Source organism: Qipengyuania sp. JC766 (assembly GCF_040717445.1).
Taxonomy (GTDB): Bacteria; Pseudomonadota; Alphaproteobacteria; order Sphingomonadales; family Sphingomonadaceae; genus JC766.
Map to the genome: position 1 here is coordinate 1894470 of NZ_JBFEFL010000001.1, position 15895 is coordinate 1910364.

Here is a 15895-nt window from a genome sequence, read left to right on the forward strand (position 1 = left end):
ATATGTGCAAGCGGCATGAGGCCGCATATGCGTCAAATTGCTTGCCTTTGCCGACCCCGCCCCTACCATCCGGCCCATCGGGACGGTATGGACGATGAGCAGCGAGAACGAAGACATAGCCAGGCTGCGCGCCGAACTGCTCCAGTTCGTGCTCGACGAGTTCCGACTGGCCGCAACGGACGGGGAAGCAGCCCCCGCTCTGGCCCGGTTCCGCGAAGCCTTCGCCGAGGACGTCCGCTCGATCGTGCGTGAGACGCTGCGCGCAGAGATGCCGCACTACCGCACCGTCAGCCTCTCCGACGAGGACGTCGGTCGCGTGGCGGCCGCACTCGGTGCGCTCCATTATTCGGATGAGCCAGAGCGCGGTCGTCCGGCTGCAGCATCGGAAACCCCGATCGAGGACGCGCCTCGCGCGAGCCGCAGGTCCGGGATCATCGGCAATGCGCAGGAGCGCCGGGACGAGAGGACGTCGTCGACCGAACTGTGGCTGAAGGGCCTTGCGGCGCTTCTCCTGACCGTCGCGGCGGGCGCGATGGTCTACTATTTCCTGATCCAGCCTCAGGACGAACCGGACGTCGTGAGGACAGCCGAACCCATCGAGACCGCCACTCCGGGCCTCGACAAGGGAGGGCCCGACCAGCCGACCTCCGAACCGAACGAAGTCCCTGCCCCCGCGCCGACCTCGACGAGCCAGGCGAACTGACCGCACGCGGATGTTGCTTCCTGCCTTCCATTTCGGCCCCAGCCAAGGCGCACGCAGCAGCCGGATCCTGGCCTCGTCCCGGAACCTGGACGCCTTCCCCGATATCGAGGCCCGCGTCCTCTCGGACATCCCGCTGGCCGTGGCGGCCTGGCTCGAGCAGCGAGAGGAGGATGAGCTGTACGCCTGCCTCCCGCTGACCCGCCAGTCGAGCGGCGGGCGCGTCCTGCTGCGCGCGCGATACCTGCGCCAGATCGGCGGCGAACCATACGGCCTGGCGAGCGGCCTCTACCTCGGCCCAGAGGCATTGCGCGCCCTTGGCGGCCATGCAGAGCGGATTGCGCACCTCCTTCCGGACCCGGAAAGCGAGTCCGCTGCAGCCGCTGAACCCTTCGCCGTGGACCCGGCCAGCGATCCGGTTCCTGCCGACCCTGTCGAAACGGGCCTCGAATGGTCCGATCTCGCGATCCGGATAGAAGACGGGACCGAGCCCTTGGCCGTGACGCGGGAAGTCCTGGCGGGCATGCGCCATCCCGAACAGGCCCGGCGCGTCATTGGGTGGTGTAGCTCCGCCCGGTTCCCCCGGCTCGGCTCGATCGATCCGGACGCCGCGTTTCAGCTGGTCGTGAGCGCCCACTCCTATCCGGCCGGCCAGCGGCGCGAAGCCCTATGGAACGACGGATATCGCGGATCGGTGCATTCGCCACCACCGTCATGGGACGCCTGGACGAAGATACGCACCCTGCTTGCAGCCGACCCCTACCTGCGGGAAGCGAACGGCTGGGCGCTCAACTTCGCGTCCCTTCCCCCCGAACGGATCGCAGGCGCACTGCTCGACCGTCACGCTGCAAGGATCGCACAGGACCCGCGCGCCTATCTCGGCACGCTCCTCCGGTTCAGCGATGCGCAGCTGGTCGATTCATCGCGGTCGCGTATTGCGGACCGGATCGAAAAGGGTGACGAGGCCTCCCGCGGTGCCCTGCTCGCAGCCTTGCTGGAGCTCGACGCGGACACCAGCGCCCGTCTCGAAGTCGACGGCCTGTTCCTGAACCGGCCGGAACTCGCACAGTTCCTGCCCCGGGAGGCGTTCCGCGCAGTTCTTGCGAAGGCGAACTGGTTGCGCGGTCCCGCCCGCTCGAAACGCCATCTGAGAGATCTCAGGCAGGATCAGCTGCTGGACGCGATCGATCACGCCCTCGTGCAAATGCAACGCGGCGAACCCGGCATGGAAAGCGCGTTCGACGAACTGGTCGAGGAATTCTTCCGTCCGGAACGGTCCGGAGTGCGCGCATCCACCGAAGCCGGCGCGTTCGCGGACGCCGTTTCGCGCCTTGGGATCGAAACCGTCATACCCTGGCGTTATCAGCCCGAATTCTACGCCTGGCAGCGGGAGGCACCGGCGACCAGGCAGGCCTGGAAGGCGACGCTCTCCACGCTGAAGGTCCCGCATCGGCTGTCCGCGCGTCCCGCCGATCTGGCGACCCTCACGAGCGCCCTTTGCGAGGTCAACGCGTCCCGGACCGGCCAGCGGGGGGCAATCGCATGAGCGATACTTGCGACGGCTGCGGCGAGCCCCTGACGGACGGCCGGTGCACGAACCCGGAATGCCTTCATTTTGTCCCTCTCGAGGAAGCGCGCTCGACTGCGACGGGTACCCGGTTCGAGGATGACGATCTCGAACGGATCTATCGCCGCTGGAGCGCGTGGAAACGGAACCCGGACCAGGTCGAATTCGTCACCGTGTTCGGCTTCCCGACCGCCGGCAAGACGTGGCTCACCGCACGATTGCTGGAGAAGCTTCCCGAAAGGGGATGGGACCGCACGATCGACCCGATCCTCGGCTCGGCCAACCTCTACGACTACATCACGGCCTATCGCTCGATCGGTCAGACTCGCAATCTTCTGGTCCACGCGGTCGTGCCGCAGGGCTCGGGCGATGAAAAACATATCGAGCTCGTCGACATACCGGGCGAATTCGTTCGCCGGCTGGTGGAAGAACCGCGCGCTGCGCCTCCGCTGTCGCTGATTGCCGCGCTCGCCATGTCGGACCGGGTGATCATTGCTGTGCCGAGCGACGTGTGCGTTCTGGGTTCGCTCGTCGCCGCCGGCATTCAGGACAATCCGAAAGGCCGCGACCGCCAATCGATCGTGGAGGAGATCGAACGTCGCGACGACCTCGATCTCGACAGGAGACGCGCGGAACTGGCCGAACGCATCGCGGAACTGCGCAAGGGCGACGCGTTGGAGGGCGAGGAATATTCCGCGGCGTGGAAGGAGTACGAGGATGTCTCGGTCCAGCTGGTCGAGAAGATAGTCCTCTACGAACACGCGCGCCTGCTCCAGTTCGCGGACCGGATGAACGACGTCTTCGGACAGGTTGCCCATGTGCTCGATCGCTTCGGCAGGGACGGGCTCTTCGACGAGAAGACCGATCCCGACACCTGGCTTCGCGACTTCGATCCTCTCGACGCGCTGAAATTGCCGCCGATATCGAGCACCTCCTTCGCCGCCCTGACCAAGGCCGACCGGGTGGTTCCACTGCTGACCGATGCGCTGGGTGGCTTGCCGCAATGCGAGGAGTGGCGGGACCTGCCCGAGCGAAAGGTCTTCTACGACAGGCTGTGCGAAGCGGGGTGGAACGACACGCTGGGCGCGCGAGTCGGCGACCCGCGCCTGGTCGTATCGCTGCTCAATCCGAAACTGCTCAACCGGTTCGACCGCTGGCTGCCGCGCATGCAGTACGAGTGGGCAAGCGCTGACTGGGAATCGGGCGACTGGGCGATCGAGATGGACATGAGCCATCCCGACGCCGGCGTCGATCGCCTGTGCGACTGGTTGCTTGGCGACCAGTCCATCCCGAAGGCGCCCTGGGCCATCCACGACCAGCTGGCGCGCATCAGGGCGGGTATCGAGGGCCGCGATCGGCAGGGCAGGCCGAGGCGATGACCGGGAAGCTGCCCCTGCCACGCCCCCTCAAGGGCTACCATGTCGAACGCTTCAAGTACGACCTCATCACGGTACGCTGGCGATACGTGACCTCAATGGTCATAGGCGGACTGGCGCTAATGCTGATCCTGTTCGCAGGGCTTCATCTGGTCGGTGTGTCCACACCGCAATATCCGGCGATAGCAGACCCCGACCAGGCTTTGCCGGAAGAGGTCTGGCCGAGCTACGACGACACCCTGCGGTCGGCGCTGTTCGAAGAAGACGGCATCGCCGAGACGCTCAATCAGGACGATCTGCGCAATCGCCTTGCCGAGATTGGCACCAACAATCGCCTGATCGCCGCCGGCAGGCCGCCGCGACGGCTGGCGTCGGAAACGGACGCGCCTGAACTGTCCGTCGATGCTTCCGCCAATATCGAAGCCTATCGAGACTGGGCATCCTCGAAGGGCTGCATGCTGGGGGGATGGGAGGGAGAGGCACGCCGGCAGGTGGCTGCTCTCGTCCGCAACGGAGTGTGGAACTGCAGCGACGCGCAGCGCTGGATAGCGAGCTGGCCGATGGTCGAAACAATGGGGACGCTGGGCGGCGGGGTCGTGACGGTCGCGCTACTGGCCGCACTGCTGTTCGTCGCCATCCTGCTGGTGCGGCGGATGTGGCGGCTCGAACTGTTGCGACGGCTCAATGCGGCGCTTTACGGAAGCTGGGCGGGCTGAGGCGCGATCCGCGCGATGAAAAGCGACCCGTCCCCCTTCTTCGCCACGTTCGACACGATCGTGCTTGTCGCCTGCTGCCTCGCCCTCGCGGGCCTCATCTGGTCTTTCCGCAACAGCATCCCGAAGGAATGGCAGCGCTGGACGGCGGCGCTGCTGCCATTCGTCATGCTTGGCCTGCTCACGGCCGGCGCAGCGATCGACGGCTCGCGCGGGTCCAAGCTCACGGCCGAGATTTCCGGCTTCGTCGTGCCGTCGGATGCGGTTCCTTCCGACGGTCTGGAAGTGCTCGTCTTTCGCGTCGGTGACCGGTCGGAAGCGGCGGACCTCGTCGTTCGGCCGTTCCTGCAGGACTTCCTGAACCAAGGGTTCGCAGCCGACGACCCGCGCCACTACGTCGACATTTTCGCATCGCGGTCCGCCGACGGGACACTGGCCGCGAGAATGGAACTGACCCAGTACCCCGGGGACCCGGCGCAGGACATTCCCGGGATGCGGACGACGATCGGCGGGACGGTCGAGGAACTGACCGAGGGCGACGCCCTGCGCTCGCAAGTGCGCCTTGCCCCGGGACAGAGCGCAAGACCGGCCATATTCCGCGACGACAGCAGCACATCCGGCCGACAATACCAGGCGCGTCGGTCGTTCGAGGTTCGCAACCGCGCCCGGGAAGGGGAGCGCGAGGCCAGTATCGTCATCGATCTCGACCAGCCCTTGCGCGCAGATGCCGGAACCTGCGCCGATCCGAGAAACGTGCTGATCCCCGCCGCCCGCGACGGTGCGCCGCCTCCGGGATATCTCATGCCGAGGTCGCTCGAATTCGCGGCGCTGGGCACGGGCGGACACGCGCGCGCAATACTGGGCACTCAGGCCCTGGGACCGATCGCCGACCGCGAGGGGCTGTGCCAGGCCGGTCAAATCGAATGGCCCGCTCCCGGTTCATCGGATGCGAGCCGGCTGCAGATGGACTTCACCTATCTCGCGGTTCCGTGGCTGCCGGTCTGGCTACTGTTTGCCAGCTGCCTCGCAAGCGTCCTCATCGGCAAGGGTACCTCCCGTGCGGAGAGCATTCTCATGCCGGTCCTGCTTTTCCTGCTGGCCCTGCGCTCGCTGGTGGCGGTGGCCAGCGCCTTTTACGACACGTCCATTCCGCCCCACGTCTTTTTCAACGATGCGGCCTGCGCGACGATCGCGTTGCCGCCGCTGCTCGCCGCCCTGATCCGGCCGGTCGGGGACACTGGACGCACCGAGTGGCTGGGCTGGCTCGCACTGTCCGCCGCGCTCGTCGGGATCACGCTTCTGTGGACGGGGGGAATGGCACCCTCGCCCGATCTCGTAGCCGTGCTGATCCTGACCGCAACCCTTCTGATGGTGCGTGCGATCTGGCCCGATCGCTCGCCGGTCCAGCGCATTTACGAACGGATGCCGGAGAGTTTTCAGCTAGCGGGGACGCAGTGGCATGCCCTGCTGGCGAAGCTCAAACTCGAGAAGGCCACCGACTACACGGCGAAGCAGATGACCCGCATTCCGGCGCAGAGGCTGCTTCGCGCCGCCTTCGTCCTGCTGGTCTGCCTCTTCGCTGTCCGCTTCCTCCTCGCGGTACCCTTCGGGTTCAAGGAACGTGTCGGCGCAATTCCGCTCAGCCTGCCGTTCCTGTTTACGCTGATACTGGCGGCGACGCTGGGCACGATCGGGGTGCGGTCTCTGCAACGCGATCGGCTTAAAGGAGCCTGCTGGCTGATGGCTGGACTGTCTCTCGCCTTCCTGGTCTTCATGCCGGGAATGGTCAGCGACACGGGGTTCGTGCTCGTTCATTTGCCGCCTATCGCAGGCGTCATCGCGTGGCATCTCGCAAGATCGGCGAGCGGAGACAGATCGCGCGTTGCGGCGGCCGGCATCGCGTTCGCGCCCCTGGCGGCGCTACTTGCCCTCATGGGCGTGCTGGCATGGCAAGACCATGCGCGCCTGTCCGTCCTCGAAGATCCGAACACGCCGGTGGCAGACCGCATTCAGGCATCTCTCGGGGCCGATCCCAACAGCCTGCGCCTGATCCAGCTGGTCAGCCCGGAAACGGTCGAATCCGTCGGCACGCTCGCGGCCTATCGCCAGATGGAACAGTCGGCGATGCTTCATTCCCTCACCGACGATGTCTTCGGGGAAGGCTGGCTGGCCCCGGCAGAACTACTCAGCATCCGCAAGGAACAGGCCTGGGACTACGTGGCGGCCGTCCATATCATGCACCCGTTCGGCAGGATCGGTGCAGTCGCGATCCTCATCCTCTTGGGAGCGATGGCAGGCGCACTGGTAACCGGCACACGAACGCGGATACTGTCCAAGTCGCCAGAAGAGGTCGCCGGGTTCCGGATCGCCGGCCAGATGGCGACATGGACGCTGTTTTTCAGTGCAACCTACATGGTTCTTGGCAATCTGCTGCTCGTGCCGTTCACCGGTCGAAACATCTACCTTCTCGCCAACCTGTCGTCGGGCGACATGCTGGAAGGGCTTATGCTGGTAGCGCTGTCGACTCTTGCCCTGTTCGGGAATGACGAATGAGCCGAACTCAGGCCTTCTGGGGGGATAGGAAGCCGGGCACGAAGGAACCCGCAGGGCAAGGCGGGCGCATCTTGTGGGTGGCGGTCGCCATCGTCGCGTTCGCCATTTTGGTCGGACCTGCGCTGAGAAATCCGCCGTCGTTCCGATCCGACATCGCGGGAACGGGCTATCCCCGGATCGTCGATTCGCTGATCGATCTCGATTTCCTCAAGGTCGAAGAAAGGCCTGACACCGACCGATCGGCGCGCATCATCTTCGACGAAGCTGTCGTTGGCCGATCGGTAGCGGACGCGGTCGAGGGTTCGCGCGGAGGCCTCGGCGAGTGTCGCTATCGCAGGCCGCTCCGCGACGCATTTTCCGAACCGCTCGCATTCGCAGGCAACGCCTGGGCGGAATGGACCGGTGCGCCCGCCACGACCGAAGACTGCCTCGACCTGCTGTCACGCCTGCGTGCCGCGACCTTCCTCGGGCAGGACATGCGGGTCGACAGCTCCGACATATGGCGTTGGGAAAACGACGAACTCTCTGGGATGGCCCCGGGCGCGCATATCATCTCGGACGCGACGCGCGCCTACAGCGGTTGGCGCGGCTCGCTCCTGTTCCGCAAGCCTTACGTACCCGCCATGCTAGTGGACCCCGTCACCCGCAAGGTACTGCTGCGGTTCGATCCGTCCCTGCAAAGCACGATGGACTTCGTCCCGTCGCGCGCGATCCAGACAGAGGCCCGATCGGCAACGACGGCCATTGCGAACCTGCAATCCGCGGACGCGCGGTGTCGGGGCAGCGCGCAGGCCTCGCTACTCGGAGACAAGTTGCTTCTGACACTGTTGCCGGTCAATCGCACATCCGACTGTCCCGACATCTACGTGGACAATCGCTTGGTCCATTCGGGAAGCAGTGCGACGGGCCGCCCCCGGTACGTCCTTCTCGAACCCGGGCAAATTGTAACCGTTGGCGAAAGCCGACCTGTGATGATGCAGTTCGTGCACGGACTTGGCGGCATCACCGTCCTGAACAATGGACGCCGGCGATACGAACCCACCCTGGCGCAAGTCGGTGCGGCCGTCGCCAACGCTTCACCAGAGGGCGATCTCCTGTCGAGCATCGATCCGCAGCTTCATTTCAAAGCGCAACGCCTGCTCGAAAACCAGGCCGGTTCGATCATGCGAGAGCAAGGTGCGAGCCTGCGGGCAGCCGCCCTGCTCATTGACGGGCTCACCGGCGAAATCGTTGCCGCACCTACTTTCCCGGCGCAGGTGGATCAGCTAGCACCTTCAGACCGCTATCGCGCGTCGCGGCTCGGCTGGCTTGGCCAGAACCAGAACTTCCAGCGGCTCCCCGCGGGATCGACGGCGAAGGTCCCGATCGCGACGGCAATCGTGCAGAGATATCCCGAACTGCTGACGCTTCGCGCGCAGGCCCGGCCCGGGCCTTTTGGAACCCTGCTGGGCACGGATCTGAAGGTCGGCGGCAATCCGGTGGCGGCAAACGTGCGTGGCGGATCCATCGACTTCGAAACCTTCATCGCGAAATCTAGCAATTATTATGCCCTGTTGCTGATGCGGCTCGCAGCGTCGCCCGAGCCTTTGGCGAGCGATGGACCCGCGATTCCGGCAAACGAAGCCTATTCGATACTCGGCCGGACGTATCGCAACGCTCCGGCGCTGCCGCGCGACGGCCGGCAATGGGCAACCTCATGGGGTGACATTCTGTACCGGATGACCTGCGTACCACCCACGAGCGCGTACGAAGCTGCCGAAGATAGCAAAGAGATCTGCCCCGAGGCCTATTTCGATCACTCGAAAGTCGACAATCCCGGCGGGCTGGCACCCCTTGCGCATGTGCCGCCGGACCTGGAGTTCGACTTTATCCGGCCGGAATTCATCTATCAGGATTATCTCCAGTCGATCCTGGGCCAGAGCCGGTCGCTCTGGACGAACGCGGCGCTCGGACAGGCGTATTCCCGCATCCTCACGGGTCGGCAGGTCTCGCTTCATTTCGACGCTCGAAGCAGCGGTCCGGGCGACTTCGAACCACTCGGAATCCGTCGGGAAGTCTGGCAGGCCGTCACACAGGGAATGGCGGGCGCCGCGTCGAGCGGGACGGCGTCCGCCCTGAGCCAGGCATCTGGATCGCGGTTCGACGATATCGCCATTTACGCGAAGACGGGCACGCCCACGGTCGCCATCGACGGACAGAGCCGGACCGGTCACGCCATTGCCGTCGCTTTCGTGCGCTACGACGGGCCCAGAAGCCCCGACACGATCTGTTCGACGCGGGTTGCTGTCGTGAACATCCAGGGACGGACGGAGGCGGACAGGCAGCCGGCACTAAGTTTCGTGCGCACGCTGATGTCGCGCCAAGAATTCGCGAACTGGCTAGCGGCTCCCTGTCCCCCTAAAGCGCCGCAGCCGCAGGCGGGCCGGAACTGATGGTGCGCAGAACAGCCTTCGGCAGCGAGCGTCTGGTACAGCGCTCCAGAACGCGCTTCGTCCTGATCGTGGCAATGCTTGCGGTTCCCGCATTCCTCGCGGCGCTCCTGCCCTCCAGCCCTCCCCGCCCACCGGTATCGGATAGCATCGCCATAAAGCCGTTGCCGCAGAATGTGACGTGGGCATGCGGGCAGGCGAGAACGGAAGAATGCGAAACGTCGGCCTTCCTGCGGGCCTACGACCTGGACTCCGGAAATCGACGTCCGCTCGGACAGGAGCTTCGTCCAAGGATCGGGGCCGGCGGCAGGTTCGACCCCGAACGCGACATCATCGTCCCGATCGATTCCCGATGCGAAGAGGGTGGCGTTCCGGGCTGTGCGGGCGAAATCGGCGGATAGCAGGTGTTCTCCGCTACCACGGTGAGGACCGAACGATGGTCCCATATCGGCGCATAGGTTTGCACGACCGCATCCGGTCTCGATTTGACCTTGTGATTTGCGAGGCGTGCGCGCACCACGATTGCCACGATACGGATGATATCGCAGGGAGAGCAGGGTAGCGGGCGGCTTCGGCCGGCCCTTATTGCCGTGGCTCCCGTGCAGGGAGACGCTGAATGACCACCGATACCAACCGCGGCACCGTCTTGGCGGCATTCGTCGCCGTGACGACGCTTTTCTTCGCGTGGGGCTTCATCACCTCGCTGATCGATCCACTGGTGGCCGCCGTGAAGGGGATTTTTACACTCAACGATCGCCAAGCCATGTTGTCGGCGTCCGCGTTCTTCATCGCATACGGCGTGGTCAGCTTTCCGGCAGCCGCACTCATCGCCAAGTGGCGCGCGGTGCCGTCCATCCTCATCGCGCTGGTCATGATGGTCTTCGCGTGCCTCATCATGCTCGGCGCTGCGAACATCGCCAATTACAACCTCGTCCTTCTGGGCCTCTTCGTCCTGGCGAGCGGAATCACCATCCTCCAGGTCGCAGCCAATCCGCTGGCCGCCGCGCTCGGAGATCCCGAGAAGAGCCATTTCCGGCTCACCCTAGCCCAGACGTTCAACAGTTTCGGGACCATTATCGGCCCATGGCTCGGTTCGCTGCTATTCCTGAAAGGTGTTGAAGTGGACGAGGGCGTCGCGCTCACCGAGGAAGTTCGTAACAATGCCCTCGCCGGCATCGATACCGCCTATTTCTGGATTTGCGGTCTGCTTTTGGCCCTGCTGGCCTTCTTCTACTTGAAGCGTCGGACCGTCTCGAATGCGGCCCCCGTCATCGGTTCGGGCAAGAACCTTTTCCAGCTCATCGGCGACGCGCTTTCGTCCAAATGGGCGCTGATCGGAGCCGGCGCGATCTTCCTCTACGTCGGGGCGGAAGTCGCCATCGGCGCGCAGATGGCCCTGTTCCTCAATTCCGACGGCATCTGGAACATCAGCCTCCAGCAGGCCGGAACCATTGTCTCCTACTACTGGGCCGGGGCCTTTGTCGGGCGGCTGGTCGGCTCGTTTCTCCTGTACCAGTTCAAGGCCTACAAGCTCCTGATCGTCTTTACCGCCGCGGCTGCACTGATGTGCCTTTACGTGTTCCTTGTGGGCGGGGTGACCGCAGGCTACGTCGCGCTCGCGATCGGCCTGTTCAATTCGATCATGTTTCCGGTGATCTTCACCCTGACCCTCGAGCGGTCGACTGCCAGCGAGGAAGCGACGTCCGCCATGCTGTGCACGGGCATCGTCGGCGGCGCGGCCATCCCCTACATCGTCGGGTCGGTCTCGGAAGCGAGCACCTATACGGTCGCGTTCGTGGTTCCTGCCGCGTGTTACGGCCTGCTGTGCCTCTTCGCCTTCGCGGCGGGCCGCGCAACGCCGGTGCGCCATTCCGAATCGAAGGTCGCGCATTAAGGCTAGTCGCTGATTAGAATGGAACATAGTTGCTAGATCCGGTCCCCTGAGTCAAACTGGCACCGGGTTCCGCTATGATCGATGACAGTTTATCCGGCAGGCGTCGCCTTAAAGTCAGCGATTTCCGACCTGCGCGCGTCAGTCTCTTCGTCTCCTTAACGAAAGGCTGAAAACAATTAACCTTACCATTTAGGCTCGATTTTACCGTGCACTCATATCGCCTCAGAACTCTTGACGAGGTGAATTATGAATATTCCTTTGAAATTGTCGCTCATGACCGCGGCGTGTTGCGCCCCGCTCGCGCCAGCATATGGAAATGAAATTTCTATCTCGCTGAGGGCCATTGTGGAACCGAGGTGCCAAATCGTTAACGTCGTGTCATTGCCTGACGAACAGATACAAGGTCTCGAGGTCTCTGTTCTTTGCAACGCTCCCAACTATCGTTTAAGCGTTTTAGGTGAAAACGGACCTCTGCCTGTTGAGATCAGAAGTTCATCCGAGACAGAAAGTTCAGTCAAAGCTGTCGGAAGCTCGATACTCGTTTCAGCAAAACAGCCGGGGCTGCAAGTGCTGGACCTAGAATTTCAGGGCGGGCTGGCAGGAGCCAATGGTATCTACAGAATCCAACTTGATGGATTCTGATATTGCCTTCGCTACTGTGCTGTGAATGAAAGAGTGATCACGTCTCGGTAGACTCCCGCATAGGCTGATGTAACTGGAGCCACGTCGATTTGAACAGCGGCTTCAGTCAATTGGCCTGAATTGGGAGCCATATCGATCCCTGTGGGACCTTTCAGATTGAGCGGTATTCCATTGAGGCTGGACGAGTAAGGGATGGTTCCAAGCTGCGCGCCGTTCTCATGGGTAAGCGCTCCCAAATTGTCAGATTCGATAGTAAGGGTGGTTCTCGCGTTGGAGCGGAAGTAGATCGACCGACGTATGGAGACGCCTTCGTTAAGTCTTCCCAAATCAACGTTGATATTGCCATTCTCGGCCTCTCCGAACATTCGGATGGTTGGGCTTACCAACACGTTGACAACCAGCGTTCCAAGTTCCTGTCCGTTCGAAGTGAAATCGAGAATTGTCTGATAGTTACCGGACGGGACGAATTGACCTGCGTCCAACTTTAGGAATTCGAATGGGACTTCCACCCCATCCAAGAGTGCCTTCAGGCCGAGCGGGCTGAACAATATCTCAGATCTATTGCTGGCGAAAACTTCTGGCGCATCCACGTGTGTCGAGTTTAGGGCCGAGCCGGCAGAAGCGAGAACGAAAACGCTGGCATCTCTTGGAGTGATGCGAAGGTCGTCCAGTTCACAGTCATCGCTAAGGCGTACCGAAACCCGAACAATTGAGTCGGTCAGATCATTGGCATCGTATTCGTCAAGCCCAATTTGGCGAGCGTCGAAAGAAGTTGCGTCGCATTCGCGCGCCCAAGATGGGTTTGAAATCGCCACCAGGCTGAAAAACAAGATCAGCAATCTCATTGTCTTTCCATCTCCAAAGCTTCAATACGGATGAGCGCATCGGCGTCTTCCGCAACGATAAAGCGGCCCGCAATCTGCCGATCTGGGAATTCGATTACATACTCACCAGGAGCAAGATCGCTAAAGGCTGCGCGCCCGGCTCTATTGGTGAAAAAGGTCACGTCAGCGGCGCCTTCATTGTCAACTCGTCGGTAGCTTCCGTATTCTAACGAAACCGGCTCCGATTCGAATAGGAGGGTCGCAAGTACGGTACGATACGCGTCGTTTCCGATTTCTATCACAAGACCCGATCTCGCTCCGCTTTCCAAAAGATATCTGCCAGCGCCGATGTCGTAACCGACCGGGAGATCATTCGCCTCAACAGCTACCTGCTGCGGACGGAAGGGCGAGTTGACGGCAAACAAGCCGGGGCCAAAAGCGTTAGCGATACCGAGTTCTCTCCCTGCCGCGCTCGTTCGCGCAATCAAGGTCGCATCCTCGATCGACGGATGCCTTGAAAGGATTGTAAAGCCCCGTGATGCGTCACGTCCAATCGCAAACTTTCCGTCAGCGAAGCCAATACCTGTCTGAAAACGTGCATTGGCGATGGTCTGTCCGCCGAAGTTCCCGGACCCGAAGCGCGTCGCCAGATCAAGATCCGCATCGAACCGTGAGTTGGCGTAGCCAATCCCGCCGAAAAGAGATTCTCCACCGGGATCTGTAGCTATGCCGACCCGGTAGTCGACTTCCGGGAGTTCCAATCCTCGTTGACGACGGAATTCCGCACGGCCGCGTCCGGTGACAGTGTCATAAGTCGCCGTAACGCTATTCCTACGTCCGAAAGGCAGAGTGACAGTGGCCAAAATACCGAATTCGCCCCCGTCAGTTCCCGCGCGATCCGAGTATCGGGCGGCCAGGGTCGTGAAGAGTTGTCCGAAATTGCGCCGCATACCGAGTGAGTAGAAGTTGTCGGCTCCCTCGACACGATACCGTTCCACATAGTTCGCACTGGCGAATGCCGCGGTCGATGGTGATAGGTTGATTTGGTAGTCCGCCCTCAAATCGAACTTTATGTTTTCCAAGTTCGCGAACTGCCCGATCGTTGTAAATTCGCGCGATCTGTAATCGACGGTAAGGGTTGCGAACTCTGCATCGTCGGCTCCGGCAAATGGTGATCCGCGATAAGTGGCACCAAACGCAAAGCCGCCGCCATCGCTATCGTCATTGCTGAGAGCAAAATCAGCAGTGACGGTTCCGAAGGGAGTGCCGATAGCGGCCGCTCCGCCAGCGTTTTGCTGACGCTCTGTGATGACTGCATGAGCCGCGACAGTGAGGTTCGTTCTGATCCCGCGCTCGTAGAACGCGCTAACCACCGGATCGTCAGAATAGTCAAACCCGAAGGAATTTGTGTTCCTGAGAACACCCAGCGAGACGCTGAACTGATCAATACCTTTGGCTAAAAGTGATATGTCGGATCCGAAGACGAAATTGTCTACCTCTCTTCGGCCGAGTGAATCCTCAACGATAATCGTCACATTATTACTGAACGATGCAAGCGGAATCTGCGTGATATCGAGCGGCCCGGCCTCCGCAAAAAACCTCTCCACCAAAACTTCGTTTACATAGACTTCAACTATTGATCGTCGATCCAAGCGTAATGATCGGGACGCAGTAGGCCTGATGTTTCTTATGGGTTGGAGGGCCTCGTAATTTCTCTCAAGCGAAAATCCGAGCAGGTCCAGAGATCCTGCGAGACGCGCCTGAGGAGGAGCAAGATCTCCCCCCGAGATTCGCAATGCTTTCTCAGGCCAGTCCTTGAATGCGGTGATCCGGTTTCTCTGGAACAAGCTCCGCTCACCGCTGTTGCTGATCGCAATGTCGCCGCCATAATCGACATTCAAACCATCGATTCCACCAAAATTCAGGAAACCGGAAAAACCAATCGATGTTCGAGGATCGAATCCCCCCTCAAGTGGCGCAGATGCGAGCAAGGCCCCGGTCAGGCCAAACGAGAAATCAGAAGGCAGAATTTGCTGCACACCGGAAAATTCGATCTCTTGCGATGCCCTGATGGTGGAGTTGCGCAAAACTCCTGGATCGATTTCGATTTCAAGTGCGAGCGTTGCTGGGTTCAGAGCGATGGAGATCCCGAAATCGGACAGCTCCTCCACCGCAACCGATCGATCTCCAAGGGACACCAGGGCTTCCAAGGTCCGGTCGTCGACAACGTCCGTAAGGCTTCGCACGATATCGGTCGCGTCGACTGCCAGAACGCGCTCCGTCGTGATGGTCGCCGTAATAGGCAGGAATGGCCGTCCGTTGACAATCAGCGGGAGGCTTAGCGTGAAGGCCCGGCTATCGATGTCAGGAGCATCCATTTCCGGACCGTCCAGGTTCTCCTGAAGGGTTTGCTGTTGCTCCAGCTGGCTTGAATTGCGGGCATAATAGCGCGCTTTCACATTCCCGATCTCGTGTGATGCCGTCCGCGCATCAACAATATTCGCAGGAAATCGCTTGCGCAAATCCGCACCGGCAAAAGAATGCCGTGACCGAAAAAACTGGATATGCTTCTCTTCGCCGTCCACAATACTGCTGGGATTGCGGTTGGGATCGCCCAACAGTTTTGTGCCGTCCGTGAAATCGAAGATCGGTGGAAGGTCAAACCCGCGCGATGGAAAAAAGGGAACCGAGCTGGTGACCGCAGGATATTTGTCATCTTCCAGCTGCGAGCCGGAGAGGCGCTGACCACTTGTCGAAGCGGGTTGGGTCGCTTCTGAGTGGGTATTGATAAGCTGACCTCGATGCAGGTCTTTACGCAACACCTGCGAGGGGTCGGCGGGGAAACTTTCGAAGGCCGGGGCGCCAGGACCTGTGCCGTGAGATAGCCGATCGGAAAGATCGACAAGAAGGTTTGGGCATGCGGCTTCAGATCGACTGATCGGTGACCAGAACACGTCCGAGATTTCCAAATCTACCAAACTACTATGGGGTTCTGGCGGACCAGCGGCGCAGCTGTCCTTGATCTGCCCTTCATACGGGATTTTTCCGCTCCCCCCTGTACGCGTCGGGTGAGGAACGACGTATTGGAAGGGTGGCCGCTGTGTTTCGATCGTATCGGCAGACGCCGGCAAGGGCCCGGCTAACGCCGAATGTGCTACGGACAGCAATAGCAGCGGCTTCAAAGCCCCCTCCCCTTC

10 protein-coding genes are annotated in these 15895 nt (G+C 61.7%); 8 read left to right on the plus strand and 2 right to left on the minus strand.

Translation table 11 applies throughout. The features are described from left to right. Nucleotides 1–94 precede the first annotated feature (94 nt). The 8 genes from AB1K63_RS09055 to AB1K63_RS09090 all read left to right on the plus strand — a co-directional run bounded on the left by AB1K63_RS09055 (nt 95) and on the right by AB1K63_RS09090 (nt 11874). On the plus strand, nt 95–703 hold the full coding sequence (locus AB1K63_RS09055; protein ID WP_366959779.1) for a hypothetical protein: 609 nt from the start codon (nt 95–97) through the stop codon (nt 701–703). Between the two features lie 10 nt (nt 704–713). After that, nucleotides 714–2246, plus strand: a complete 1533-nt coding sequence (locus AB1K63_RS09060; protein ID WP_366959780.1) for a hypothetical protein — start codon at nt 714–716, stop codon at nt 2244–2246. Beyond that, nucleotides 2243–3646 (plus strand): hypothetical protein, encoded by a 1404-nt coding sequence (locus AB1K63_RS09065; RefSeq protein ID WP_366959781.1) that lies wholly within the window; start codon nt 2243–2245, stop codon nt 3644–3646. Before AB1K63_RS09060 ends, AB1K63_RS09065 begins: the two co-directional genes overlap by 4 nt. Further along, on the plus strand, nt 3643–4359 hold the full coding sequence (locus AB1K63_RS09070) for a hypothetical protein (RefSeq protein ID WP_366959782.1): 717 nt from the start codon (nt 3643–3645) through the stop codon (nt 4357–4359). The genes AB1K63_RS09065 and AB1K63_RS09070 overlap by 4 nt, the downstream gene beginning before the upstream one ends. A gap of 15 nt (nt 4360–4374) precedes the next feature. After that, nucleotides 4375–6909 carry a hypothetical protein gene (locus AB1K63_RS09075; RefSeq protein ID WP_366959783.1) on the plus strand — a complete coding sequence of 845 codons (2535 nt, stop codon included), beginning with the start codon at nt 4375–4377 and terminating at the stop codon, nt 6907–6909. Further along, nucleotides 6906–9341, plus strand: coding sequence for a hypothetical protein (locus AB1K63_RS09080; RefSeq protein WP_366959784.1), 2436 nt, complete (start codon nt 6906–6908; stop codon nt 9339–9341). The genes AB1K63_RS09075 and AB1K63_RS09080 overlap by 4 nt, the downstream gene beginning before the upstream one ends. Before the next feature lie 613 nt (nt 9342–9954). Then, a complete protein-coding gene (locus tag AB1K63_RS09085) occupies nt 9955–11232 on the plus strand; it encodes an MFS transporter (protein WP_366959785.1) in 1278 nt (425 codons plus the stop codon). 381 nt (nt 11233–11613) lie between these two features. Continuing rightward, complete coding sequence (locus AB1K63_RS09090; protein WP_366959786.1) at nt 11614–11874, plus strand: hypothetical protein; 261 nt, start codon at nt 11614–11616, stop codon at nt 11872–11874. A gap of 11 nt (nt 11875–11885) precedes the next feature. Here the strand turns inward: AB1K63_RS09090 and AB1K63_RS09095 are convergent, their stop codons facing one another. Further along, a complete protein-coding gene (locus tag AB1K63_RS09095) occupies nt 11886–12719 on the minus strand; it encodes a hypothetical protein (protein ID WP_366959787.1) in 834 nt (277 codons plus the stop codon). Beyond that, nucleotides 12716–15880 carry a fimbria/pilus outer membrane usher protein gene (locus tag AB1K63_RS09100; RefSeq protein ID WP_366959788.1) on the minus strand — a complete coding sequence of 1055 codons (3165 nt, stop codon included), beginning with the start codon at nt 15878–15880 and terminating at the stop codon, nt 12716–12718. The genes AB1K63_RS09095 and AB1K63_RS09100 overlap by 4 nt, the downstream gene beginning before the upstream one ends. Between the last annotated feature and the right edge of the window lie 15 nt (nt 15881–15895).